The organism is Azospirillum himalayense (assembly GCF_042657465.1).
Classification (GTDB): domain Bacteria; phylum Pseudomonadota; class Alphaproteobacteria; order Azospirillales; family Azospirillaceae; genus Azospirillum; species Azospirillum himalayense.
The window spans coordinates 43,360-68,678 of sequence record NZ_JBHSLC010000049.1 but is presented as its reverse complement, the minus strand read 5'-3'; the positions used below and the strand labels follow the sequence as shown (position 1 = coordinate 68,678).

22 protein-coding genes and 1 pseudogene are annotated in these 25,319 nt (G+C 66.4%); 9 read left to right on the top strand and 14 right to left on the bottom strand.

The window, feature by feature from the left end; all coding sequences use genetic code 11:
* Window positions 1-682: 682 nt before the first annotated feature.
* Window positions 683-2,491 (top strand): ABC transporter ATP-binding protein, encoded by a 1,809-nt coding sequence (locus ACFPMG_RS21800; RefSeq protein ID WP_376997294.1) that lies wholly within the window; start codon window positions 683-685, stop codon window positions 2,489-2,491.
* Window positions 2,492-2,681: 190 nt separating this feature from the next.
* Here the strand turns inward: ACFPMG_RS21800 and ACFPMG_RS21795 are convergent, their stop codons facing one another.
* From ACFPMG_RS21795 to ACFPMG_RS21770, 6 genes are all read right to left on the bottom strand, one after another.
* Window positions 2,682-2,846, bottom strand: coding sequence for a hypothetical protein (locus tag ACFPMG_RS21795; protein WP_376997293.1), 165 nt, complete (start codon window positions 2,844-2,846; stop codon window positions 2,682-2,684).
* 172 nt (window positions 2,847-3,018) lie between these two features.
* Window positions 3,019-3,549 (bottom strand): VOC family protein, encoded by a 531-nt coding sequence (locus ACFPMG_RS21790; protein ID WP_376997291.1) that lies wholly within the window; start codon window positions 3,547-3,549, stop codon window positions 3,019-3,021.
* Between the two features lie 117 nt (window positions 3,550-3,666).
* Window positions 3,667-4,545, bottom strand: a complete 879-nt coding sequence (locus tag ACFPMG_RS21785; RefSeq protein ID WP_376997289.1) for an alpha/beta fold hydrolase — start codon at window positions 4,543-4,545, stop codon at window positions 3,667-3,669.
* A 20-nt stretch (window positions 4,546-4,565) separates the two neighbouring features.
* Window positions 4,566-5,390: an oxidoreductase gene (locus ACFPMG_RS21780; protein WP_376997288.1), complete on the bottom strand. Its 825-nt coding sequence runs from the start codon at window positions 5,388-5,390 to the stop codon at window positions 4,566-4,568.
* Window positions 5,387-6,286 carry an NAD(P)-dependent oxidoreductase gene (locus ACFPMG_RS21775; RefSeq protein WP_376997287.1) on the bottom strand — a complete coding sequence of 300 codons (900 nt, stop codon included), beginning with the start codon at window positions 6,284-6,286 and terminating at the stop codon, window positions 5,387-5,389. The genes ACFPMG_RS21780 and ACFPMG_RS21775 overlap by 4 nt, the downstream gene beginning before the upstream one ends.
* A 261-nt stretch (window positions 6,287-6,547) precedes the next feature.
* Window positions 6,548-6,847 carry an EthD family reductase gene (locus tag ACFPMG_RS21770; protein WP_376997286.1) on the bottom strand — a complete coding sequence of 100 codons (300 nt, stop codon included), beginning with the start codon at window positions 6,845-6,847 and terminating at the stop codon, window positions 6,548-6,550.
* 266 nt (window positions 6,848-7,113) lie between these two features.
* On the opposite strand from ACFPMG_RS21770, the gene ACFPMG_RS21765 reads away from it, so the two are divergent.
* The gene (locus ACFPMG_RS21765) at window positions 7,114-7,974 is read left to right on the top strand and encodes a LysR family transcriptional regulator (RefSeq protein WP_376997285.1); all 861 of its coding nucleotides are present in this window, start codon (window positions 7,114-7,116) and stop codon (window positions 7,972-7,974) included.
* Window positions 7,975-8,115: 141 nt separating this feature from the next.
* Here ACFPMG_RS21765 and ACFPMG_RS21760 read toward each other — a convergent pair whose 3' ends face one another.
* A complete protein-coding gene (locus tag ACFPMG_RS21760; RefSeq protein WP_376997284.1) occupies window positions 8,116-8,415 on the bottom strand; it encodes a hypothetical protein in 300 nt (99 codons plus the stop codon).
* Between the two features lie 325 nt (window positions 8,416-8,740).
* On the opposite strand from ACFPMG_RS21760, the pseudogene ACFPMG_RS21750 reads away from it, so the two are divergent.
* A pseudogene (locus ACFPMG_RS21750) lies at window positions 8,741-8,845 on the top strand (IS6 family transposase); the annotation flags it as partial.
* A gap of 8 nt (window positions 8,846-8,853) precedes the next feature.
* On the opposite strand, the gene ACFPMG_RS21745 reads toward ACFPMG_RS21750, so the two are convergent.
* From ACFPMG_RS21745 to ACFPMG_RS21720, 6 genes are all read right to left on the bottom strand, one after another.
* Window positions 8,854-9,207, bottom strand: a complete 354-nt coding sequence (locus tag ACFPMG_RS21745) for a cupin domain-containing protein (RefSeq protein WP_376997283.1) — start codon at window positions 9,205-9,207, stop codon at window positions 8,854-8,856.
* Between the two features lie 35 nt (window positions 9,208-9,242).
* Window positions 9,243-10,697 (bottom strand): NAD-dependent succinate-semialdehyde dehydrogenase, encoded by a 1,455-nt coding sequence (locus tag ACFPMG_RS21740; protein ID WP_376997282.1) that lies wholly within the window; start codon window positions 10,695-10,697, stop codon window positions 9,243-9,245.
* Between the two features lie 64 nt (window positions 10,698-10,761).
* Entirely contained in the window at window positions 10,762-12,102 is a 1,341-nt protein-coding gene (locus ACFPMG_RS21735) for an aromatic ring-hydroxylating oxygenase subunit alpha (protein ID WP_376997281.1), read from the bottom strand.
* A gap of 340 nt (window positions 12,103-12,442) precedes the next feature.
* Window positions 12,443-13,243, bottom strand: a complete 801-nt coding sequence (locus ACFPMG_RS21730; RefSeq protein ID WP_376997280.1) for an IclR family transcriptional regulator — start codon at window positions 13,241-13,243, stop codon at window positions 12,443-12,445.
* A gap of 123 nt (window positions 13,244-13,366) precedes the next feature.
* Complete coding sequence (locus tag ACFPMG_RS21725; protein WP_376997279.1) at window positions 13,367-13,909, bottom strand: 3-phenylpropionate/cinnamic acid dioxygenase subunit beta; 543 nt, start codon at window positions 13,907-13,909, stop codon at window positions 13,367-13,369.
* A gap of 11 nt (window positions 13,910-13,920) precedes the next feature.
* Window positions 13,921-15,282, bottom strand: a complete 1,362-nt coding sequence (locus tag ACFPMG_RS21720) for an aromatic ring-hydroxylating oxygenase subunit alpha (protein ID WP_376997277.1) — start codon at window positions 15,280-15,282, stop codon at window positions 13,921-13,923.
* Window positions 15,283-16,240: 958 nt separating this feature from the next.
* On the opposite strand from ACFPMG_RS21720, the gene ACFPMG_RS21715 reads away from it, so the two are divergent.
* The 4 genes from ACFPMG_RS21715 to ACFPMG_RS21700 all read left to right on the top strand — a co-directional run bounded on the left by ACFPMG_RS21715 (window position 16,241) and on the right by ACFPMG_RS21700 (window position 21,313).
* The gene (locus tag ACFPMG_RS21715) at window positions 16,241-17,224 is read left to right on the top strand and encodes a 2-hydroxyacid dehydrogenase (RefSeq protein ID WP_376997276.1); all 984 of its coding nucleotides are present in this window, start codon (window positions 16,241-16,243) and stop codon (window positions 17,222-17,224) included.
* An 89-nt stretch (window positions 17,225-17,313) separates the two neighbouring features.
* Window positions 17,314-18,354, top strand: a complete 1,041-nt coding sequence (locus ACFPMG_RS21710) for an ABC transporter substrate-binding protein (RefSeq protein ID WP_376997275.1) — start codon at window positions 17,314-17,316, stop codon at window positions 18,352-18,354.
* Window positions 18,355-18,368: 14 nt separating this feature from the next.
* Window positions 18,369-19,520, top strand: a complete 1,152-nt coding sequence (locus ACFPMG_RS21705; RefSeq protein ID WP_376997274.1) for an ABC transporter ATP-binding protein — start codon at window positions 18,369-18,371, stop codon at window positions 19,518-19,520.
* 62 nt (window positions 19,521-19,582) lie between these two features.
* Window positions 19,583-21,313, top strand: coding sequence for an ABC transporter permease (locus ACFPMG_RS21700; RefSeq protein ID WP_376997272.1), 1,731 nt, complete (start codon window positions 19,583-19,585; stop codon window positions 21,311-21,313).
* Between the two features lie 81 nt (window positions 21,314-21,394).
* On the opposite strand, the gene ACFPMG_RS21695 is transcribed toward ACFPMG_RS21700, so the two are convergent.
* Window positions 21,395-23,116 carry an IlvD/Edd family dehydratase gene (locus ACFPMG_RS21695; protein ID WP_376997270.1) on the bottom strand — a complete coding sequence of 574 codons (1,722 nt, stop codon included), beginning with the start codon at window positions 23,114-23,116 and terminating at the stop codon, window positions 21,395-21,397.
* A gap of 221 nt (window positions 23,117-23,337) precedes the next feature.
* Here ACFPMG_RS21695 and ACFPMG_RS21690 point away from each other — a divergent pair, with 221 nt between their 5' ends.
* Together ACFPMG_RS21690 and ACFPMG_RS21685 are read left to right on the top strand one after the other, a co-directional pair.
* On the top strand, window positions 23,338-23,787 hold the full coding sequence (locus tag ACFPMG_RS21690; RefSeq protein WP_376997269.1) for a tripartite tricarboxylate transporter TctB family protein: 450 nt from the start codon (window positions 23,338-23,340) through the stop codon (window positions 23,785-23,787).
* On the top strand, window positions 23,787-25,286 hold the full coding sequence (locus ACFPMG_RS21685) for a tripartite tricarboxylate transporter permease (protein WP_376997268.1): 1,500 nt from the start codon (window positions 23,787-23,789) through the stop codon (window positions 25,284-25,286). Before ACFPMG_RS21690 ends, ACFPMG_RS21685 begins: the two co-directional genes overlap by 1 nt.
* The last annotated feature ends 33 nt before the right edge of the window (window positions 25,287-25,319 follow it).

Sequence of the window (25,319 nt, the reverse complement as noted above, 5' to 3'; positions counted from 1 at the left end):
TGCATGCCGCAAAGGCACACGCACCAAATCGCCATGATCGCCTTGCGCAACGCGGCTCCGGTGAGCGCCGGCTTCGGCCCGGACCGGGTTGGGCGATTGCCGTCGGCCGCCATCGCTGTCAGCTCGGTCAGCACCTCATCGACGAAGGCATCGACGTCCGAGAACGGGTCCCAGGATGCCGGAGTGGTGCTTGCGGGACGAACGGCGGTGCCCATAGAATGCGGGTCAAAGCGGTGAGAGACCCGGGGCACCTCGTCTTCGGATACCGGCCGCATGATCATCGCAGCCGACATCGACCACACTGCGACACCAACCGTCCGCTGTGGAACGGGGTCCTTCTGGCCGCTTGCGAAGCGGTCCGCTGGCTCCATTCCGACGGCGCAGCCAGACTATAACAAAAGGCGTATTGGCGCGTCCTGTAAAGCCTGTTATCCAAACCGACCGGTTTTGTTTCTGAAAGTTGGGAGGCTGCATGCGTACGATCTGCTTGCTGACATCTCCCGCATCGGTCAACCGTTAGGTCGCCCGACCGCAAGGGACGACCGCGGGCTCTTTAGGCCCGGCAACGGTCATCGATATTCCCATTCATTGGACGGCGCCGCCCGGCCCTGATCGCGCCATAGCCATGGCCGCATCTCGGCCCCCGCCGTGGAGACGGCGCGTCCCCGCGCCGAACGGAGTCATGGCTGTTTTGAAACGCACCGGCCGAACGGGCGCGATCCACGCCGTTCTCGCCTTTACCTTCCGTCACTGGAGCCGCCGGAAGCCGTTGGTGGCTTGGATCGCCGGCACCATCGCACTCGCGACGCTGGCCGACGTCTTCATGCCGCTGTTCGCCGGCCGTCTGGTCGACGCGCTGGCTTTGCTGCCAGACGACCGCGAGGCGGCGCGCGACGCCGCCGTCGGCGCCTTCGCCACCATGGTCGGTCTCGGCGCCGGAATGGTCGTGCTGCGCCACATCGCCTGGAGCGGCGTCATCCCGTTGACGCTGCACATCATGGCCGACGTCGGCCAGGACAGCTTCCATCGCGTCCAGCGATTCTCGACCGACTGGCACGCCAACAGCTTCGCCGGTTCCATCGTCCGCAAGATCACGCGCGGCATGTGGGCACTCGACACGCTGAACGACACGCTGCTGCTGGCGCTGTGGCCGTCGCTGGTCGTGCTGGCCGGAACGATGCTGCTGCTCGGCCTGCAATGGCCGGTGATGGGGCTCGTCATCGCGCTGGGAACGGCGGTCTACATCGTGCTGACCGTGCTCTTCGCGACGCTTTACATCGCCCCGGCGGCGCGGCTGTCCAACGCCTGGGACACGCGGCTCGGCGGCACGCTGGCCGACGCCATCGGCTGCAACGCGGTGGTGAAGGCGTTCGGCGCCGAGCCGCGCGAGGACGAGCGGCTGGCCCAGGTCGTCGGGAAATGGAGCCGCCGGACCGGCCGCACCTGGACCCGCCACACCCGCCACAGCACGGCCCAGCTTGCCGTCCTGCTGCTGATCCGCAGCGCCGTGGTGGCGACCGCCCTGTGGCTGTGGTGGCGGGGGCAGGCGACGCCCGGCGACGTCGCCTATGTGCTGACGACCTATTTCGTGGTCCATGGCTATCTGCGCGACATCGGCATGCACATCAACCACCTCCAGCGCTCGATCAACGAGATGGAGGAGTTGGTGGACATCCACGCCGAACCGCTGGGGGTGGAGGACCGGCTGGACGCCGTGCCCCTGCGCATCACGGCCGGCGAGGTGCGCTTCGACCGCGTCACCTTCCAGTATGGCGGCCATACGACGCCGCTCTACCGCGACCTGTCGGTGACGATCCGGGCCGGCGAGCGGATCGGGCTGGTCGGGCCATCGGGCTCGGGCAAGAGCACCTTCGTGAAGCTGATCCAGCGGCTGTACGACGTGACCGGGGGGAGTGTCCGGATCGACGGGCAGGACGTGGCCGGGGCGACACAGACCTCGCTGCGCTCGCAGATCGCCATCGTCCCGCAGGAGCCGATCCTGTTCCACCGCTCGCTTGCGGAGAACATCGCCTACGGCCGCCCCGGCGCGACCCTGGCGGAGATCGAACGGGCGGCGCGGCTGGCCAACGCGCATGACTTCATCGCGCGCCTGCCCAAGGGCTACGCGACGCTGGTCGGCGAGCGCGGCGTCAAGCTGTCCGGCGGCGAGCGCCAGCGGGTAGCGCTGGCCCGCGCCTTCCTGGCCGACGCGCCGGTCCTGATCCTCGACGAGGCGACCTCCAGCCTGGATTCGGAATCGGAGGCGCTGATCCAGGAGGCGATGGAACGCCTGATGCAGGGCCGCACGGCCCTCGTCATCGCCCACCGCCTGTCCACCGTGCGCAGCCTGGACCGCATCCTGGTCTTCCACCAGGGGCGTGTCGTGGAGGAGGGAACGCACGCAGCCCTGCTGCACCGCCCGTCTGGTCTCTACCGCCGCCTGTTCGAGCAGCAGTCGGCACCGGAGTCCAACCGTCGGGTTCGCGGCTGAAAGAGGAGCGCTTGTTCGTGACGCACCCTCGATGCGAGCATTTCAGCCTATGACAGATGGTACTGTCGTGGTGCGCAGTTTTATCACTGACCGGATCGCCGGCCGCCGATGAGGGGCAGTTCGCCTGTACCTTTCATCGGCGGTGAGATGACGGGGCGGGCGGCGAGACGTCATCCGGATGTCTGTTCGGTCAGGGCAGCGCGCTGCCCTCTGCCTCGCGCAGCCAGCCATCGAATGGGTCGGGCAACTTGCCCTTCACCATCTCGCAGAAGCGGGTGATGAGATCGGCGGCCGTCGCGATCGACGGCGAGCGCTCCCGCAACGCCTGGACAAAGCGGCGGTCCTCGTCGGTCAACTCGTCGGGATCGCCAGCCAGGAGCCGAACCGCAAGCCGGGGCGTCGGAGGTTCGGACTGCTTCGCCGACACCGGCTTATCGGAGGTCCCCCTTGCTTCGGCGGGCGCATCCTGTCGCCGGCGCCGGATTCCCTGATCCCGCACGACGCTGTTCTGTCCGATCGTGCCCTGCTCAGTCCTCGTCCTGCCACCTGCGCAGATCCGTCTGGTCATGATAGGGCATACGGTCCGGCGTGGTGATGAATTCCATCGTCGTGCCCCAGGGCATGCGGCAGTAGCAGACCTTGTTTCCAGGACCTTTCTCGGTAGCATAGGGAATGGCGCGCGGCGCGGTGAGGGGGGTGCCTCCAGCCTTCTCGAAGCGCTCGACCGATGCGTCGATGTCGTCGGTGTAGAGAGCGAAGTGCGTGATGCCGAAGTCGCTCGCCCGGATCGGCTGGGCTTGCTCGGGGCCGTGCATTTCGAAGAGCTCGATATCGGGTCCGGTTCCGATCTTGACCATCGCCTGCGCACGCACGACCGTTCCGGGGAAAGCGCCGACGGCCCGCTCGAATTCGGGTCCCTGCCGCGGTGGATCCTGCGGTCCGAAGGATTGGTAGATCACCTGGCCGCCAAAGGCTTCCGCCAGGAACGATTTTGCCGCTTCGATGTCGGGCACCGTGATGCCGATATGATTGACGCCGCGAATGAGGGGTGCGGTCATGACAGTCTCCTTGATTGTGTCGATCCATCGCGACCGCTTCGGGGGCAATTCGCCCGCCGCGTCGCGATCCGCCCGGCCCGCGACGGCGCGGGCGCAGAGTTTCAGCTGGTCTTAGTTTCAGTTGGCCTTGAGGAAATCGATCAGGGCGGCCGCAACTTCCTTGGGCCGCTCATCCGCGACATAGTGGCTGCACCGCGCGATCGAGCCACCTGTCACGTTCCTGGCAAACTCTTTGAGCATCGGCACCATCTGCGCACCGAACCGCTGGTCCCCACCCAGACCGAGCACCGGTATCCCGAGGGGGTGCTTCTTGTACTCGAGAGCCGCCGCATGATCGGCGGCGAGGGTGCGATACCATTCCATGCCGCCGCGCGTGCGGCCAGGAAGAGCCATCGCCTTCGCGTAGATCTCGATGTCCGCCGGATTGAAGGTGCTGTGATCGTAGAAACGCTCTGCCATGAAGGTCGAAACATAGTCATATTCACGGCCGTGGATCAGGCGCTCGGGTAGATCCCGGTTCATATGGAAGCTGAAGTGCCAGAGCCCCGCGGTCGTCGCCTCCCATCCGGTCCAGCCGGGAAGCGGAACGTCGAGGACGGCCAGGTGGGTGACAGCCTCCCGGTGGATGGCGGCTTGCGGCAAGGCGACCATTCCGCCGATGTCATGTCCGCACACGGCGTAGCGTTCATGCCCAAGGGCAATCATGACCTCGTGCGCGTCGCGCGCCATCGTTGCCTTGTCATAGCCGTCGAGCGGGCAGTCGGAAAAGCCCGCGCCGCGCAGATCGATGGCCACCACGCTGACATGCTCGGCCAGAAGCGGCATCACATTGTGCCATTCCCACCATGTTTCCGGCCAGCCGTGAAGCAGAAGGATCGGCGGGCCCGAGCCTCCCGTGACGGCGTTGATCTTGATGCCATTCACCGGCACCAGCTGCTGGGAAAACCCCTTCAAGGTTGCGATCATGATCGCTTTCCGGTCGATGTTGACGTTCAAACAAAGCTCGCGGCCAGCGCTCAGGGCCGATCGAAATCGGTGGCGATCGAGATGTCGCGCCAAGCGTCGATATCGCTGCGGAACGCAGCCAGCTTTCGTTCGGCGATCGCGTGCGCGATGGGGCCGAGTGGCAGATGAAGCGGGGCGTCATCGGCGTCGACTGCCTGCAGGATCACCGTGATCGCCTTGTCGGGATCGCCCGCCTGATTGCCGTTGTTGGTTTCGCGATAGTGCTTGCGCGAGCTCGCGGCGTACTCCGGCATCTCGTTGGCCGCCATCCTGATCGAACGGCCAAGGAAATCGGTGCGAAACGGCCCAGGCTCGACGATCAGCACGCGGATGCCGAACGGCTCCAGCTCGCTGGCGAGCGCTTCGGAAATCCCTTCCACGGCGAACTTGGCGGCGTTGTAATAACCTCCGCCGCCGCTGCCCGCGATGCCGGCGCCGGACGACATGGTGACGATCGTTCCGCCAGAACGCCGCAGGACGGGCAGGGCGGCTCTGGTGGTTTCGATCAGACCGAAGACGTTCACCTCGAACATCGGCCGATAGTCTTCGGGCGTGCCTTCCTCGATCGCGCCGAACAGTCCATAGCCGGCGTTGTTCACGAGCACGTCAAACCCGCCGAAGGTCTCGACCGCCTTTGCGACCGCTGCCTCGGCGGCCGCCGCATCCGTCACGTCCAGCGGCAAGGTGATCATGCGGCCGCCGAAAGGCTCGGCCATGTCCTCGATCGTCTTGACGTCGCGGGCCGTCGCGACGACCTGATCGCCGCGTTGTGCCGCGGCGAGCGCGAGGCGCTGTCCGAAGCCGCTCGAGCAGCCGGTGATGAGCCAAGTCTTCATTGTTTCGTCTCCGAGTTGGTTTCAGACGACGCCAGGCTGTCGCCGCCGCGAACCGTCATGTCGGCCATGATCGACCAATCCTTCTTTCCGAAACCCGCCGAGACAGCTTTGCCGAGCCCCTCGCGGACCGCTTCGAGCATCGGGAGCGTGCGTCCGATCTCGTTGACGGCCTCGGTCGCGAGACGCATGTCCTTGAGCGCGAGCTCGGCTTTGAAACCCGGCTCGAACGACCGTTCCGTGATCTGCGCGCTGTAGCTCTCATAGGCGCGACCGGAGAACAGGGTGCCCAGGATGAGTTCGAAGAATTCCGCACGGTCGAGGCCGACGCTCTCGGTCAGCACGACACCCTCAGCCATCGCCTCGATGGCCATGGCGATCATCATATTGCAGGCGAGCTTCGCCGTATTCGCCCGAGCGGGGTTCTTCCCCAACCTCCAGACCTTTTTGCCGAGTGAAGCGAGCAGCGGCTCGACCGCGGCAACGGCATCGGCCTTCCCGGCCGCCAGGATGTTGAGCTGGCCACGCGCCGCTACGTTCGGTCGCCCGAGGACCGGTGCGGACACATAGCCAAGGCCTGCCTCTTCGTGCAGCAACTCCAGTTCCCGCGCGAAGGCGACCGAGATCGTCGAGGTGACGACATGGGTCAGCCCTGGTCGCGCGCTTGCCAGAAGGCCGGCATCGAGGATCACCTCCCGGATGGCAGGGTCGTCGGATAGCATCGTGAAGACGGCGTCAGCCTGGAATGCACCCGCCGCGCGCTTGACCAGCGTTACCCCGGGAACGCTTTCCTGAGCGACCTTGCTGCGGTTCCAGGCCCGCACGTCATGGCCTGCCTTCACGAGGTTCAGGGCCATTGCCGAGCCCATATTGCCGAGACCGACAAACCCGATCTGCATGTTCCATCTCCTGTTGTTCGGATGAGAGCTGTGCGCGGGATCGGACGGAGGCTGCCAAGCGGTCGTGAGGCCGAGACCTGCGCCGACGGGTTGGCGGGTGGCGATGCAGAGGAGAGCCACAATGAAGACGTGAGCAAGTTGGCCAGCATCGGCGCACGCCCCGCTGAGCGCACAGAGGGCACCGCCGATCGCTGCGGCGCGCCGGGGCGCAGACCTGGAGAGATCAGGAGCCCTGGCAATCGACAGGCACTGCCGTGCCGCTCAGAGCGGCTTCACGATGCTGCGTTGCGGTTTGACGGCGGTGACGATGTCGACGTCAGCCATGACCTGGGCGGTCTCCGGCGAATTGAGCGCCGCTTCCATGGCGGCCTCGTCGCGGAAGTTGACGACTCCGACCGCGGTTAGCCCGGCACCATCACCTTGCGGGAAGAACCCACCGGCGCTGACCAGCCCATAACGTCCCCAGCTTTCCCGCACGAGCGGGAAGTGCACGTTGATCCAATGGTCGCGGTCGAACGGCGTTTCCTCATCGCCCGCATAGGTCACCAGCATCGTGATCATCGTCGAGGTCCTCATTTGCGAGTATCGAGGCGGGCCGCCGCGTTCCGCGACCCCTCAGGAAAATCCTCTCTGTTCCGTCCGGACAAGCTTTCCTTGGGCCCCACAGCCAGGGTCACGATTCCTTCACCCAAGCGGCGGCCCGCATGGGTCTGGCGGATCCGCAGAAGGACGCATCTCCAGACGATGATGGCAATCTAGGCATTTAGATTTGTTCGATAAGTGACATAACCGTACTCTCGGCGTTCAGTTTTGTGTGGGTGGTTGTGATGGAATGGAGTGACGTCAGAGTCTTTCTCGCGATTGCGCGATTCGGCACGCTCGGCGCCGCTGCGCGTTCTCTTCAGACAAGCCACCCGACCGTCGGCCGGCGCCTCCGCGCACTTGAGCAGGCGATCGGTCACACGCTCTTCCAGCGCACCGCGGACGGTCTTGTTCTGACCGAAGAGGGCCACGGGATCATCGCGCTGGCGGAGCAGATGGAGGAAAGCGCGCTGGCGATGGAGCGCCGGCTTGCGGGGCAGGAGCAGAACCTCAAAGGCAGTCTGCGCATTTCATCCGCGGACTGGTTCGGGGCCTATGTCTTGCCTCCCATCCTGGCGGATTTCTCGAAAGCCTACCCCAATGTCGACGTCGAGATCCTGACCGGCACGCGCCTGTTCAATCTCGCCCAGCGGGAGGCCGACGTCGCTTTCCGTATCGTTCCATTCGACACCGCTGACGTTGTTCAGCGACGGCTCTTCCGCCTTGAGTACGGCGTTTACATCGCGGAAGAGGCGCAGGAGCCGAAATATGGCGATGGGACCGGTTTCCGGCTGATCACCCACGACACGTCCACCGGCCATTTCCCTGACATCGCGTGGCTCATCGAGAGTTTCCCCAACGCGAGGCCGGTCCTGCGATCGAACAACCGGAACGTCCAGGGGCGCATGTGCAGGCAAGGCGTTGGAATCGCCGTCCTGCCTCGCGTGGTCGGCAATCAGATCCCGGGTATCCGCAGACTGGACCTGCCGACGCCGCCGCCGGCGCGAGACATCTGGATGGGATATCACCGGGACCTACGGCGTCTTCAGCGTCTTCGTGCGTTCATCTCGACCGTATCGGGCCATCTCGTGAATGCGACCGCATGATGTGCGGCCCGGAGATGATAAAAGGTTGCCCGAGAAACTCCCAGATCGCTGCAGTCGTCCCGGTTCCGTCAGGTGTCGCGCCATACCTGGTGTTGGTGCATGGAGATGGGCGGCCGGTCTGTTCGTCCATTCTGCCGCCGGTTACGCGGTGCGCACCGGCACGGGGCGTCCTGCGTCGAGCATGCGGTTGAGGGCGGATACGCCGATCATGGCTTCCGCCTGCTGAGCGGGCGGAGTTCGGGCGTGGAAGTGCCCGACAAGAATGCCCTTGTAGCGCGCCATGGCCGTTTCCTCTTTGGAGCGGCGGCCGTACTTGGTTTCGCGCTGCCAGCCCATCCGGCCGGTTTCGGCGATCCGCTGGATGTGGCGGTCGCGCTGCGTCGGGGCGGTCACGGCCTGATCGCTGGGCACCGCGGTGGCGCGCGGCGGGATGATTGCCACGGTTCCAGGATCGTGCTGCGCGATGGTTTGGTAGATCGGCTCAGGGCCGAGGTCGCCGGCGCGCCGCTGGCCGCGTAATCTCCAAAACGTCGTTGGCCTCCGGGCCAAACCCTACCTTCGCTCAGCCTGCCTATCAGCAAGTTGACGGTGCCGCGACACCCTCTGCCCGTAGGGCGGTATGCACGCGCGGGCTGCCATAGCGGCCCTCCTGGTGGCGTCCATGGACGCGCCGGACCTCGGTCAGAAGTTGCCGGTTGGCAGTGACCCGGCCGGCATTGTCACGCCAAGCTTGGCGGCGACCGGACGGTGAGGTTACGTTGATCCCATGACGCCGCTCTCGTATGCCCGCCACCAGTTCCCGCCCGCCGTCATCCAGCACGCGACCTGGCTGTATCTGCGGTTCACCTTGAGCTACCGGGATGTCGAGGAGAGGCGTCGTCACGGGAAGGTGGCATACACCTTGCGCACCGTTTCGACGACCTCACCGGTGCCTTTCCACCCTTTCCGCAGGAAGGCCGTATCGCCGGCCCGCAGCGTGGTCACCGTGCCGTCGTCGGCGGTGAGGACCCAGACGCCGGACAGCAGCACGAACACCTCGTCGACGGTGCGTTCCAGGCGGCACTTGCCGACGGTCAGTTCCCAGACGCCGGCGGTGTGGCCCGTGTCCTCGCTGCGGTGGACGACATGGACGCGCACCTCCGGCGTCGTCGGCGCGATGGCCGTCGGATAGATTTTGGACGTGGTGAAAACAGCCGCAGCGACCGTGTTCTCGATGACGGTCAGTCTGTTCATACCCATTCTTCCCTTTGATGGATGGTGCAGGGCGATCAGAGGCCGACGCACAGGTATTTGACCTCAAGAAAGTCATCCATGCCGTACTTGGAGCCTTCCCGGCCGATGCCGCTTTCCTTGATGCCGCCGAACGGGGCGACTTCGGTGGCGAGCAGGCTTTCGTTGATGCCGACCATGCCGTATTCCAGGCGCTCAGCGACGCGCCAAGCCCGGCCGACGTCGCGGCTGTAGAAGTAGGCGGCGAGGCCGTACTCCGTGTCGTTCGCCAGGCGCACCGCCTCGTCCTCCGTATCGAAGCGGAAGAGGGGGGCGACCGGGCCGAAGATTTCCTCGCGCGCCACCCGCATGTCGGTCGTGACGCCGGTCAGCACGGTCGGTTCGAAATAGTTCGGCCCGAACCCGTGGCGCTTGCCGCCGGTGGTCAGCGTGGCCCCCTTGGCGAGGGCGTCGTCCACCAGCTCCTGCACCTTGGAGATGGCCTGGGCGTTGATGAGCGGCCCCTGCTGCACGCCGGGATCCGCGCCGTTGCCGACGACCAGCGCCGATGCCGCGGCGGTCAGCTTGGCGGCGAAGGCGTCGTAGACAGTCGACTGCACCAGGATGCGGTTGGCGCAGACGCAGGTCTGCCCGACGTTGCGGTATTTGGAGGCGATGGCGCCGGCCACCGCGACGTCGAGGTCGGCGTCGTCGAAGACGATCAGGGGCGCGTTGCCGCCCAGCTCCAGCGACACCTTCTTCACCGTGTCGGCGCACTGCCGCATGAGGATCTTGCCGACCTCGGTCGAGCCGGTGAATGACAACTTGCGCACCAGCCGGCTGGCGGTCAGCTCGCCGGCGATGGCAACGGGATCGGACCCGGTGACGACGTTGAAGATGCCCTTGGGAACGCCAGCCTGCTCGGCCAGCGAGGCGAGCGCCAGCGCCGACAGCGGCGTGTCCTCCGCCGGCTTCACCACCACCGGGCAGCCGGCGGCAAGCGCCGGGGCGCATTTGCGGGTGATCATCGAAAAGGGGAAGTTCCAGGGCGTGATCGCGGCGGCGACGCCGATGGGCTCCTTCACCACGACGATCCGCGCGCCCGGCTTGTGGGTCGGGATCACGTCGCCGTAGGCGCGCTTGGCCTCCTCCGCGAACCATTCCAGGAAGGTGGCGCCGGCGCCGACCTCGCCGCGCGCCTCGGCCAGCGGCTTGCCCTGCTCCGCGGTCATGATCGCCGCCAAGTCCTCCTGGTTCTCCGTCACCAGCTCGTACCAGCGGCGCAGGACGGCGGCGCGCTCCTTGGCGGTCCGCGACCGCCAGCCGTCCCAGGCGTCGTTGGCGGCGAGGATGGCGGCGCGCGTCTCTTCCGCGCCGAGGTCGGCAACCTGGGCCAGGACGGCGCCGGTCGCCGGGTTGGTGACCGGGAAGCGGCGGCCCTGCGGGCCGTCGCGCCATTCGCCGTTCACATAGGCCTGGGTCTTCAAAAGGCTGGGGTTCTTCAGGTCCATCATCGAAATGGCCGCCGTCTTTTCCTGAATGATCGTGGGAATTCGCAAGTGGAAGGCGTTGTGTAGCTTAACCCGGGATCAGGTCGGCCCAGCTTTTTCCGGTCATGAAGTCGGCCCAGCGGCTATAGAAGATGCGCTGGTTTTCCTCCGACACGTCGCCGCTCTGCACCGCGCCGCGCAGGTCCTTGATGGGCTGTGCGTGGCCGAGGCCCATCTGGTAGTTGTAGGCGTGCTGACGCGCCAGTGGCGCCTTGCTGGCCTCCGTCGCGTAGGACCAGTTCTCCAGGTCGTCGGATTCCGTCATGCCCGCCGGGCCAGAATAGCGCAGGTAGTAATGGCGGGTGGCGTCCTTGACCGCCTGCGGGGCGTCCTTGTCCACCAGATAGAAGCGCCACATCTCCATCTCCGTCGGGCCGATCGGGTGGAAGACGGCGATGGTGCGCGGCTGCCGGCCATGGAAGGACATATTCGGGAAGATCGTGCCGACGCTGGTCTGCACCCGCATCCGGTCGCCCAGGTTGCGCACGCGGGCCGCGTGGACCTCGCGGAAATAGGCTTCCACCTCCGGGTGCTTGGTATAGAGCGGCACGTAATCGTCCTCAGCGGTGTGCGGCAGCTGGCCGAGTAGGCCGTGGCCGAGGCCGGGAAAGCCGATGGTCATGCGCCGACGCGACGCGTCGCGACGCCCTTTGCCGGCGCTGGGACCGATGCCGACGAGATCCACGGAGCGGTGGCTGATGTCGTGGTACATGTCGCCGATGAAGTTCTCCGGCGCGAACTTCCAATTGCACTTGACGCGCCATTTCTGCACGCCGCCGAAGACTTCCGACCCGCCCTCGCGCCCGTCACGGTGATCGAGCGCGGCGTCGAGGTAGAATTTCATGTCGCCGAGATAGTCGAGGAAGGGCGGGGCCTCCTTGTCCCAGCTGGCCCAGATGGTGCCCTTGTAGTTCACCACGTTCGGGCAACGCACGAGGCCCCAGGCCTTCTTGTCGAGCTGCCCGTGGTAATGCGTCGCCAAGCCCGGGACGCCGACGAGTTCGCCCGGCGTTTCCACCAGCTGGCCGTCGGTGGAATAGCTCCAGCCGTGATAGGGGCAGGTGAGGGCGCGCGCGTTGCCCTGGTCGTGGCGGCAGAGCTTCATGCCCCGATGCATGCAGCTGTTCAGCAGCACGTGGATGTTGCCCTGGCGGTCGCGCGTCAGGATGACGGAGTCCATGCCCATGCGCGAGACGAAGTAGTCGTCCGGGTTGGGGATCAGGCTTTCATGGCCGACGAACAGCCAGGCGCGGGCGAAGATGCGCGCGATCTCCTGCTCGAAGACCTCCTGGTTCACGAAGACTTCCCGGCTGACGATTCCCTGGTCGGCGTCCACCAGCGACGCGTAGGATTCCGGCTGCGCTTTCACCCGCATTCTCCTTGGGAGGGCACTGTGACGGCTTCGCTTGCACCATGCGCCGGGCGGTGGCGCTGGCCTGTATGATGAATACGGTTATCATACAAGCGTACGGGAGTCAAAGCGATCTCCCCGGTCGCCGGTGTGATCGCCTGAACACGACGCGCGGGAAGCGTAGGCAACAATCGACACGGATTGCACGGATCGACATCGGATTTCACGGAACCGCCCGGTTCAGTGCGTTCCATACCGATGCAATGGCTCCTCGGGCACGGCCTGTTCCGTACAATCCCTTTCCAGATCCGTGCAATCCCTGTCGATTGTTGCCCTCTGTGACGCGACCCGGCGTCGGTCAGGCGGAGCGACGCTGTTCCCGTTCGGCCGGGGCGGGAACCGGCGCGCCCTTCGCGTCGGGGGCGATCAGCCGGGTCAGCTTGCCGGCCGCTTCGGCGACGACGGGGCCGAGCCGCTGCACCATTTCCGGCGTGATGCGGAAGACGGGACCGGTAAGGGTCAGGGCGGCGATGGCGCGGCCGGCCGAGCCGAACACCGGGGCGGCGATGGAAATCACGCCGAACAGATATTCGTTTTCCGCCACCGCGTAGCCGCGCTTGCGGATACGGTCGAGTTCGGCGGCAAGGAGGTCCGGATCGGTGATGGTGTAGGAGGTGATCCGCTCCCGCGGCATCGACTGCAGGACCCGTTCCCGCTCGACCATGTCGGAATAGGCGAGCATCGCCTTGCCGGCCCCGCCCAGATAGAGCGGGCGCACCTCGCCGACCTGGACGCTGCGCCGCAGCTGCTGGTGGCTTTCGCACTGGTCCACGGCGATGCGGTGATCGCCGACGCGCAGCGACAGCACGACGGTTTCTCCGCTGGCGTCGCGCAGTTCGGCCATGATCGGCTGGGCCAGCCGCTGAAGCTCCTCCGGGCCGTTCTGCCGGGCGCTCAACGCGATGATCGCCGGGCCGATGGCGAAACGCTGCGTCTTCGGGTCGCGGACCACGGCGCCGCGTTCCTCCAGCACGGTGAGGAAACGATGCGTCGTGCTTTTGCTGAGTCCGGTCCGTTCGCTCAGCTCGCTGAGGTTCAGCTCCGTGGCGGTCTTGAAGCAGTCGAGAATGTCGAACGCGCGATCAACGGCTCTAATCATCGTTTCACACCATGATGGCAGCGTCCATCCGCGGGGGCATGACCGCTTCCGGCGAAATGGGTCATCCTGCACAATGGAACAACCGGGCGAACGGCGCAACCGCGCCGCTCCTCGGACGGCTCTTCAGAAGAAGGTCGTGATGTTCTTGGCGAGGAGGACGTTCTGGTCGAGGAAGATCTCGCGGCGGGCGATCTTCCAGGCGCCGTCGAGCTTGCGCAGGGTGTCGCGGCGCTTGCCGACATAGATGTCGACCTCGTCGTGCAGGCGGTTGCGGTAGACCAGGAAGCGGCTGCGCACCTGCACCTCGGCCGGGTTGCCGGCGGCGTCGGGGGTGACCTCGGTGACGCGGATGTTGGTGATCAGGTGGGAGACGCGCGACTGCGGCTCCTCGGCCCAATGGATGCCGGTGGCGAGCTGCTTGACGCGCTGGGTCAGCGTCTCCTTGCCCTCGTCGATCCAGCAGGTGTCCATCTGCTCGCGGGTGTACTCATTGGCGGTCTTGTTGAACTGGACGTTGCGCGCCATCGGCATCCAGTAGCGGATGTCGTCGGTGCACAGCGCCAGCCAGTCGGCGAAGCGGCGGTCGTCGAGCAGGTCGGCTTCCATGAGCAGGAAGTCCTCGACCTCGCGGTGCAGCAGCAGCGCCTTCAGGGCGGTGTCGTCCATGGCGGGTTTCCTCAAACGGATTGGGCCGGCATCAGCTCCGACCAGCTCTTGCCGGCCATGAACTGGGCCCAGCGGTTGTAGAGGATGCGGGCGTTTTCCTCGGTGGTGTCGCCGCCCTGGACGGCGCCCTTGAGGCCCTCCACCGGCTTGGCGTAGCCGTTGCCCATCTGGTAATTGTAGGGGTGCCGGCGCGCGATGGTGCCGCGGCTGGCCTCCGACGCGTACATCCAGTTCTCCATGTCGTCGGATTCGGTCAGGCCGCCGGGGCCGGAGTAGCGCAGGTAATAGTGGCGAAGGACGTCCTTCACCTCCTGCGGCGCGTCCTTGTCCACCAGGTAGAAGCGCCACATTTCCATTTCCGTCGCGCTGATCGGGTGGAAGACGGCGAGCGTGCGCGGCTGGCGGCCGTGGAAGGACATGTTCGGGAAGATGCTCGCCGCCCCGGTGGCGACGCGCATTTTGTTGCCCAGCCGCTTGACCCGCGCCTCATAGACCTGGCGGTCGTATTCCTGGACCGCGGGGTGGCGCTGGTAGGCCGGCGCGTAGGGCGGCTCCTCATAGCGCGGCAGGTGCCCGATGACGCCGTGGCCGAGCGCCGGGAAGCCGATGATGATGTTCTGGAAGGAGCCGGTGCTTTCCATGTCGCGCCGGCCGCGCCCGGCGCTCGGCCCGATGCCGACGAGGTCGACGGAGCGGTGGCTGATGTTGTGGTAATGGTCGCCGATGAAGTTTTCCACGGCGAACTTCCAGTTGCACTTGACGCGCCATTTCTGGACGCCGCCGATGACCTCCGATCCGCCCTCCGTGCCGTCGCGGTGGTCGAGTGCGGCATCCAGGTACAGGCGCATGTCGCCGAGATAGTCGTGGAAGGACGGGGCGTTCTCGTCCCAGCTTGCCCAGATGGTGCCCTTGTGGTTCACCACGTTGGGGCAGCGGACGAGGCCCCAGGCCTTCTTGTCGAGTTCGCAGCGGTAATGCTCCTCGAAGCCGGGCACGCCGACCAGCTGGCCCGGCGCCTCGACGAGGCGGCCGTCGGTGGAATAGCTCCAGCCATGGTAGGGGCAGCTGAAGCTGCGCGTGTTGCCCTGGTCGTAGCGGCAGACCTTCATGCCGCGGTGCATGCAGCTGTTCAGAAGCACGTGGATGTTGTTCTGCCGGTCGCGCGTCAGGATGACGGAGTCGTTGCCCATGCGCGAGACGAAGAAGTCGTCCGGGTTCGGGATCAGGCTCTCGTGGCCGACCAGAAGCCAGGCGCGCGTGAAAATCCGTTCCAGTTCATGCGTGTAGATCTCGTCATTGACGAAGATCTCCCGGCTGATCTCGCCGGTCTTCACGTTGACGAGACGCTCGTACATGTCGGGTGTGATGGTCATCGATGTCTCCAGCCCTGCTCTGGTTCGGGCCCCATTCTGGTTCGGGAGCTTGCGGTTACCGTGCCCGGCGGTCTTGGGGCGTTGTGCGCCCCGTGAAAATGGAATTGCCGGTTCCGTACAGCGGTACAAAGTCAGTCTATGGACGCCTCCTGTTCACTGTCAAGGCGATGCGGCCGTTCGAATCTCCACCGCGTTCCAGAGTGTGGCACTCGGCACCCATGGCATGGGCTCGGGCCGGCGGCGCTGTTCCGAACAGGCGACGGTGCGGGTTTCCCCGGCCATTCAGCTGTATGATAACCACATGATCAGTCCTGGCAAGCGCCATGCGTCGCTTGGCCGTCGATTCGGGTGGCGTTTGGACTGAAATGGAAGGATCCTGCAGGCGCCAGCCCTGGCTTGCTGCGTGGCGGCGCGTGATTCTCTTACTGCGAGAATAGTGCTTCTTCCCACAGCCGTGTTTCGCAAGTCGGGCTGGAGACTGCGTAAAAGCCGCAAGACGATTGCGGTTATTTTTGGAATTTCATTCACCATTTGCGTTCCAAGATCGCTACCCAACTGGCCAAATGTTTGCATACTATACAAATCCTGCGGCCGATTCCGGGCCGCGCGTGGCGGAGGATGGCGCACAATGATGCGGATCAGCGGAAATGCTGCGTATCTGGGCAGCGGGCGGGCATTGCTGGACAGCCCCGCAATCGAAGTCCCCATGTCGACTCTGCCTGAATCCGTTCCAATCCGGCCAAGAAAAACCGGGGCCAGCCAATTTTGATGGTTGCGTGGCCTGTATGATAACCTTATCGTCGTTCAGCACGATGAATTCCGCCTCCGCGGAGGCGTTCACCTGGAGCGGGGAGAAGGCGACACCGGCAAGGGCGGCGCTTTGCGCGTCTCGCGGCCGCCGAACGATGCCATCCCGAAATCCCGTCGCCGTTCCCGCACGTACGAGGATTGCCATTGCATGACCAGCGATCATAAACCCCGCGTCATTCTTCTGGCCGCCGTGCCCCCGGACCTGCGCGCCGCGATCGACGCGTCCTGCGAGGTTGTGGCGGCTCCGGGAGCGGCCCTGCCGCCCGGGACGGACCTCGCGGAGCTGCTCAAGGGTGTCCGCGGAGCGCTCACCACCATCCGCGCCGGCATCGACGATCCGCTCCTGGCGCGCTGTCCGGACCTGAAGGTCGTCTCCAACGTGGCGGTCGGCTACGACAACATCGATGTCCCCGCGGCCACGCGGCGCGGCGTGCTCGTCTGCAACACGCCGGGCGTGCTCGACGCCGCCGTGGCCGACCTGACCATGGTGATGCTGCTCAGCCTGGGTCGTGGCGCCCTGGACGCGGATCGGTTCGTCCGTTCCGGAGGGTGGAACGCAGGTGCCTTCCCGCTGACCCGCGACATCGCCGGCAAGACGCTGGGCATTGTCGGACTCGGACGCATCGGCCGGATGGTAGCGCGCCGCGCGCGCGCCTTCGACATGGACGTCGTCTACTACAAGCCGAACCGCGACGCCGGTGCCGAGGCCGAGGGCCTGGCGACCTATTGCGACCGCGACGACCTGTTCAAACGGGCCGACTTCGTCAGCCTGCACCTGCCGTTCAATGAGGCCACCCGGCGCGGCATCGGCGCCCGCGAGTTCGCGCTGATGAAGCCCACGGCCTATTTCATCAACACCGCGCGCGGCAGCGTGGTGGACGAGGCGGCCCTGATCGCGGCGCTGAAGGCCAACACCATCGCCGGCGCCGCGCTCGACGTCATGGAGAAGGAGCCGATCGGCGCCGACCACCCGCTGTGCGGGCTTCCCAACGTCATGCTGCTGCCGCACATCGGCAGCGCCACCGTGGAAACCCGGCGCGCGATGATGGAACTGGCGGTCAAGAACCTGATCGCCGCCGCCTGCGGCGACCGGGCGCCCGCCATGGTCAATCCGGAGGTGCTCGACCGCTAACATCGGGGACACCGCTGCCAAAGGCTCAAACGAAAACGGCGACGCGCGAAATCCGGCGTCCGACATGGCAGAACAGGGAGCATGGGACGATGCACGATCTGACACGACGAGATGTCCTGCGGGGCGGGGCGGCCCTGGCCAGTGCCGCAACGGTTGGGCTTTCGATCAGCCGGCCTGCGGCGGCGGCGCCCGCCAACCTGGTCGATCTGAAGGCGCTTTACGAAGCGGCGAAGAAGGAAGGGGAGATCACCTACTACGCGTCCGACAACCCGACGGTGTCGCAGCGGGTGGTCGCCGCCTTCAACGCCAAATACCCCGGCATCAAGGTGCAGATCATGCGCCTTGCCAGCGGGCCGATGGCCAAACGCTATGCGACGGAGGCGCAGGCCGGCAACGTGGTCGCCGACGTTCTCCAACTGGCGGACCCCGTCCTGATCGAGGACGCCTACGCCAAGGGCTGGATCACCGACATCGACACGCTGCCCGAGCACGCGGCGTGGCCGGCGGCGTTCAAGTCCCCTCACAACGCCTACATCGGCCTGTTTCCGCAGACCATCACCTTCAACACCACGCTGGCCAAGGCGGACGATTTCGCCAACGGCTGGCCGGACCTGCTGAAGCCCAACCTGAAGGGCCAGATCATCATCCCCGACGTGCGCAACAGCCCCGGCCTGATGGACTGGGTGTGCATGCTTGCGGACATCTACGGCAACGACTTCGTGCGCCGTCTCGGCGCGCAGGAGATCCGCTGGGCGCCGAGCGCCGTGCCCGGCACCCAGATGCTGGCGGCCGGCGAGGCGGCCTGTCTGGCGCCGAACATGCGCCAGACCAGCAACCAGGTCATCGACAAGGGGGCTCCCCTGGTCGATATCGACCCGCTGCCCACCGTCGGGCATGAGTCGCAGATCACCGTGTCGACCAAGGCGCCGCATCCCAACGGCGCGCGGCTGCTCGTCGACTTCATCCTGTCGCGCGAAGGGCAGGAGGCCTACTGCAAGAACGTCTGCGCCTCGCCGCGCTGGAACGACATTCCCGGCGCGCTGAAGCTGCCCGCGGAATACCGCCGCGCGAACATTCCCGACGCGCTGCGCCGTGCACCGGAAATGCTCAGCCTTCTGGGCCTGAAGTGAGGGGACATCGCGCCATGACCATCGCCACCAGCCCCGTGCGGCTCGTCGCGGACGACGTCCCCATGTCCACCCCCCTGCCGGCCGACGTGCGCATCCGGGTGCGCAACCTCACCAAGCGCTACCGCACCCCGCGCGGCGACGTGCTGGCGCTGAACAACGTGTCGATGACCGTCAACGCCGGCGAGAAGCTGGTCCTGCTGGGGCCGAGCGGCTGCGGCAAGACGACCCTGCTGCGCTGCGTCGCCGGGCTGGAGCAGCCGGACGAGGGCGAGATCGAGATCAACGGCACGGTCGTCTTCTCCTCAGACCGCGGCATCCTGGTGCCGCCGGAGAAGCGCGGCGTCAGCATGGTCTTCCAGTCCTACGCGCTGTGGCCGCACATGACGGTGTTCGACAACGTCGCCTTTCCGCTGACCAATGCTCGCGTGCCGAAGTCGGACATCCGCGACCGCGTGCGGGCCGCGCTGGCCATGGTCGGTTGCGCGGCGTTTGAGAACCGCTTCCCGGGGCAGCTCAGCGGCGGCCAGCAGCAGCGCATCGCGCTCGCCCGCGCCATCGTCAGCAATTCCGGCGTCATCCTGTTCGACGAGCCGCTGTCCAACGTGGACGCCAAGGTGCGCGAGCAGCTGCGCATCGAGCTGGTGAGCATGCAGAAGAAGCTCGGCTTCTCGGCACTCTACGTCACCCACGATCAGACGGAGGCCACCGCCGTGGCGCACCGGATCGCCGTGATGAACACCGGCAGCGTGGCGCAGATCGGCTCCCCCTACGAGATCTACGAGCGGCCGGATTCGCGCTACGTCGCCGACTTTGTCGGCGCGACCAACGAGTTCCCGGGCACGGTGGTCGGCCGCAAGGACGGGCTGCTGCTGGTCGACACGGTCATCGGGCGGCTGGCGTCGCGCGATGCCGTCGACGTGGACGCCGGTCAGCCGGTCGTCGTCCTCATCCGTCCGGAGAACCTGCACGTCACGGCCGAGGAGGAGGGCCTGAATGTGATGGGCGCCACCCTGGAAAGCACGATGTTCCTGGGGCTTTTCACGGAGTACGTCGCGTTGGTCGGCGACAAGCGCGTGATCCTGCGCAGCATGCGCCAGGAACTGGTCCGCGAGGGGGGCGCCATCGGCATCGGGGTCCATCCGGAGCATGTCCGCGTCTTCCGCTGACCGGAGCCATTCCGTTCCGCGGGCCGCTCCGCACGCTTCGTAGGGATTGGGGAACGAACACCATGCAAGCAACGGGCAGCGCTTTCGCCCCGCTTGCCGGCGCTGCGCGTCTCGCGGGCCGGCTTTCGCCGTTCAACGTCGTGGTCACGCTGCTGATCCTGCTGACCCTGGCGCTCGTCGTCTATCCGGTCGGCGGCATCCTCCTCCGCGCCTTCGTCATCGACGGCCGGATCGGCCTGTCCGGCTTCACCGCCGCGGTGACCAACCCGGATCTCCTCGCCGCGCTGTTGAACACCGTCGTTCTGGTCGCCGTGAGCGGCACGCTGGCGCTCTTCGTGGGCGCAGCCTTCGCCTGGCTGAACGAGCGCACCGACGCGAGCACCGGTTGGACGGCGGACATCCTGCCGCTGATCCCGCTGCTCGTGCCGCAGATCGCCGGCGTGACGGGCTGGGTGATGCTGCTGGCCCCGAAGGCCGGCGTGCTCAACGGCCTGTTGCGCGGCCTGCTCGATGCCGTCGGCGTACCGATGCGCGAGGGGCCGCTGGACATCTACACCTACCCTGGCCTCGTCATCATCACCGCGCTCTATCTGGTGCCCTACGTCTACCTGATCGTGTCGGCGGCGCTGCGGAACCTTAACCCGTACTTCGAGGAAGCGGCGCGCATGAACGGCGCGGGGCCGATGAAGACGTTGTTCGTCGTGACCCTCCCGGCGATCCGGCCGGCGCTTCTCGCCTCGGCGCTGATCCTGGTGATGTTGGGCTTCGCCTTCTTCTCCGTCCCGATGATCATCGGCACGGGCGCCGGGATCGAGGTGCTGTCGGTGAAGGCCTACCGGCTGCTCTACAACTACCCGCCGAAGACCGATCTGGCGATCATGCTCAGCATCTTCATGATGATCATCGTGCAGGGCGCGCTGCTGCTGCAGGCCTGGATCGTGCGCAGCGGGCGCTTCGCGACCATCGGCGGCAAGGGCGCGCCGGCCTCGCGGATCCGGCTCGGCCGCTGGCGCTGGCTGGCGCAGGGAACGATGGTCGCCTACGTCCTGGCGACCGCGGTCATTCCGGTCGTCGGCTTGGTCATCGTCTCGCTCCAGCCCTTCTGGACGCCGCGGGTGGTATGGAGCCAGCTGAGCTTCCACAACTACCATTTCGTGCTGTTCGAGAACGACATGACGACCCAGGCGCTGGTCAACAGCCTGTCGCTGGGCGCGGTGGGTGCGACCATCGGCATGTTCGTGGCGGCGGTGCTGGCGCTGGCCGCCCACAATTCGGGAGGCCGGCTGCGCGCCGTCATCGACGCCGTCGCCACCCTGCCGGCGGCGATCCCGCACACGGTCATCGGCGTCGGCTTCCTGGTGTCCTTCAGCCAGGGCTGGCTCAACCTCTACGGCACGCTGACCATCCTGCTGTTGGCCTATCTGGTGATGTTCCTGCCCCAGGCGACCCGCTCCGCGAGTTCGGCGGTGTCGCAGGTGGGGCGGGAACTGATCGAGGCGGCCCAGGTCTTCCGCACCCCGCCCGGCCGCACCTTCCTGCGCATCCTGCTGCCCCTGATGCTGCCCGGTCTGGCGGCGGGCTGGATCATCCTGTTCGTCCAGATGTCCGGCGACCTGACGGCCTCGGTGCTGCTGGGCGGCACGAACAACCCGGTCATCGGCCAGACCCTGCTCGACCTGTGGGAGAACGGCTCCTTCCCGCAGCTGGCGGCGCTGGCGGTCATCATCACCGTGCTGGACTGCGCGGTCGTGCTTCTGGTGCTCCGCTACTTCCGCGGATCGCTGCAGAACTGATCGCGTCGGGTTCGTCTGGGCAAGCAAAAGCCCGGCGCCGTAGAGTGGCACCGGGCTTTTGTTTGGGATTGACCGGTGCGGTCAGGGCACCGTGCCGGTGATGGTCGTGTTGCGCAGGAAGGCGAAGTCGCAGCCCTCGTCCGCTTGCAGCACTTGATCGAACCACAGGCGGCGGTAGCCGCGCTCGGCCTCCGTCCATTCCGGCGGGGCCCATTCGGCGCGACGGCGGATCAGCTCGTCCTCGTCCACCAGCAACTCAAGTTGGCCGGCGGGGACGTCGAGGCGGATAAGGTCGCCGGTGCGCACCAGCGCGATCGGGCCGCCCACCGCGGCTTCGGGGCAGGCGTGCAGCACGATGGTGCCGAAGGCCGTGCCGCTCATCCGCGCGTCGGACAGGCGGACCATGTCCTTGACGCCCTGCTGGGCGAGCTTGCGCGGGATGGGGATGTAGCCGGATTCCGGCATGCCCGGCGCGCCCTTCGGGCCGGCGTTGCGCAGGACGAGCACGTCGTCGGCGCGCGCGTCCAGGTCGGGGCTGTCGATCCGGCGATCCATGTCCTCCAGCGATTCGAACACCACCGCGCGGCCGGTGTGCTGCATCAGGACGGGGGAGGCGGCGGACTCCTTGATGATGGCCCCCTTGGGCGCGAGGTTGCCGCGCAGCAGGCGGATGCCGCCCTTGGAATAGATCGGGTTGTCGAGCGGGCGGACGACCTCCTGCGGCCAGGAGGGCGGGGCCTCCTCGATCTGCTGCCCCAGCGTCTTGCCCGACACGGTGATGCAGTCGAGGTTCATCAGCGGCTTGATCTCGCGCAGGATCGTCGCCAAGCCGCCGGCCCGGTGCAGATCCTCCATGTAATGCTGGCCCGAGGGCTTCAGGTCGACCAGCACGGGCGTTTCCATCCCCATGCGGTCGAAGGCCTCCAGGTCGAGGTCGAAGCCGAGGCGGCCGGCGATGGCGGCCAGATGCACCAGCGCGTTTGTCGAGCCGCCGACGGCGTGCAGCACACGCAGTGCGTTCGCCAGGGCGGCCGGCGTCATGATCTTGTCCGGGGTCAGCCCCTCCGCGGCCATGGCGACGGCGCGCGCGCCGGTGGCCTCCGCGTGGCGCAGGCGGTCGGCGTGCACGGCCGGGATGGCGGCCCCGCCCGGCAGCATCATGCCCATCGCCTCGGTCATCAGCGCCATGGTGCTGGCCGTGCCCATGACCATGCAGGTGCCGGCGGCGGGCGCCAGCTTCCCGGTCAGTTCCTGGATTTCAGCCGCCGAGATCTCGCCGGCGCGGTGCTTGCCCCACAGGCGGCGGCAGTCGGTGCAGGCGCCCAGCCGCTCGCCGCGGTGATGGCCGGTGATCATCGGTCCGGTGACCGTCATGATCGCCGGCACGTTGGCGCTGGCGGCACCCATCAGCAGGGCCGGCACCGTCTTGTCGCACCCGCCGATCAGCACCACCGCGTCCATGGGCTGGGCCCGGACCAGTTCCTCCGTGTCCATGGCCATGAGGTTGCGCAGGAACATGCTGGTGGGGTTGGAGAAGGCCTCGTGGATCGAGACGACCGGGAATTCAATGGGAAGCCCGCCGGCCAGCATCACGCCGCGCTTGATGGCGTCGATCACCTCCGGAACGTTGCGGTGGCAGGCGTTGTAGCCGCTGAAGGTGTCGGTGATGCCGATGATCGGCCGCTCCAGGGCGTCGTCGGAATAGCCCATGGCCGCGATGAACGCCTTGCGCAGAAACAAAGAGAAGCCGGCGTCGCCGTAGTTCGCCAAACCGGCGCGCATCCCTTTCGTTTTTTCGTTCACCAACCTGCTCCTATGGTTTTGAAAGGCCGTCGCGTTCGTTCCGCGTGCGCTGGAGGGAGGAGGGGAGAAACGCCTTTGACGGTCTGTCACTTGTATGATAACCGTATCGTACTCTGTCAAGCTAAATGACAACCATTGAGGCATCTGATCACAACCGCAGCACCGTAAAAGCGGGTGCTCCTCCGGTGCCCAACATCGCCTCCCTCGTAAGGAGTCCACGGGTGACCAAAGCACGGATCTTCGGCAGCCAGGACGTGCTTGCCGGCCTTATGTTCATCCTGATCGGCGCGGCGGCCCTGGCGCTGTCCAGCGCCTATCCCCACGGCACATCGACCCGCATGGGACCGGGCTATTTCCCGACACTTCTCGGCTGGCTCCTGACCGGGCTGGGGGCGCTCATCGCGGCGCGCGGCGTCCTCAGCCCCGGCGCGTCCATCCCCGGCGGCAGCCCGCGCTGCGCGCTGGTGCTGGCGGCCGTGGTGGCCTTCGGCCTGCTCCTGAAGCCGGCGGGCCTGGCCATCGCCACGGCGGCGCTGGTCGCCCTCGGCGCGGTGGCGAACCGCGACTTCCGCGCCGTGGAGATTGTGCTGATCTACCTCGTGCTCACCATCATCGCGATCGTCGTCTTCATCCACGGCGTCGGCGTGCAACTCTCGATTGGACCTGCGTGATGGATCTGTTCAGCGCGTTGAGCCTCGGATTCGGCGCGGCGTTGCAGCCGGTCAGCCTTCTCTACTGCTTCATCGGCGTGTTGTGCGGCACGCTGGTCGGCGTGCTGCCGGGGATCGGCCCGATGGCGACCATCGCCATGCTCCTGCCGGTCACCTTCGGTCTGGACGCCACCTCCGCCCTGATCATGCTGGCGGGCATCTATTACGGCGCGCAGTACGGCGGATCGACCTCGGCCGTGCTGGTCAACCTGCCCGGCGAGACCTCGTCGGTGGTGACCTGCCTCGACGGCTACAAGATGGCGCGGCAGGGACGGGCGGGGGCGGCGCTGGGCATCGCCGCCATCGGGTCCTTCGTCGCCGGCTGCTTCGGAACCGCGCTGATCGCGCTGTTCGCGCCGCCGCTGGCGCAGCTCGCCATCCAGTTCGGACCGGCGGAATACTGCGCGCTGATGGTGCTGGGCCTGATCGCCGCGGTGGTCATGGCGCAGGGTTCGCTGCTGAAGGCGATCGCCATGATCGTGCTGGGCCTTCTGTTCGGCACCGCCGGCACCGACGTCAACTCGGGCTACCAGCGCTTCACCTTCGGCCTTCCCGAACTGGCGGAGGGCGTCGATTTCGTTGTGCTCGCCATCGGCCTGTTCGGGCTGGCGGAGATCATGGTGAACGTCGAATCGAAGGAGGAGCGCACGGTCCTCGTCAACCCGGTCAAGAGCGTCCTGCCGACCCGCGCCGACCTGCGGCAGAGCGCCATGCCGATCCTGCGCGGGACGATGCTCGGCTCCATTCTCGGCGTGCTTCCCGGCGGCGGGGCGCTGCTGAGTTCCTTCGCGTCCTACACGCTGGAAAAAAACCTGGCGCGCGACCCCTCACGGTTCGGAAACGGCGCCATCGAGGGCGTGGCCGGGCCGGAGGCCGCCAACAACGCCGGCGCCCAGACCTCCTTCATCCCCATGCTGACGCTCGGCCTGCCGTCCAACGGCGTCATGGCCCTGATGATCGGTGCCATGATCATGCAGGGGATCGTGCCCGGCCCGCAGGTGGTCAGCGAGCAGCCCCGCCTGTTCTGGGGCATGATCGCCAGCATGTGGATGGGCAACCTGATGCTGGTGGTGCTCAACCTGCCGCTGATCGGCCTGTGGGTGAAGATGCTGTCGCTGCCCTACCGTATGCTGTCGCCGGCCATCCTGCTGTTCTCCTGCATCGGCGTCTATACGCTGAGCAGCCAGCCCTTCGACCTGATCCTGACCGCGCTCTTCGGCTTCCTCGGTTATGTGTTCATCAAGCTCGGCTGCGAGGCGGCGCCGCTGCTCCTGGGCTTCGTGCTCGGCCCGATGATCGAGGAGAATCTGCGGCGGGCGATGCTGATGTCGCGCGGCGATCCGATCATCTTCCTGCAACGCCCGATCAGCCTGGGGCTGCTCCTCGTGGCGGTCGCCCTGCTGGTCGCCGTCCTGCTTCCGGCCGTCCGGAAGACGCGCGAAGAGGCGTTCCAGGAATAGCCGGTGTCCCTTTGCCGTATTGACCTTCGTGCA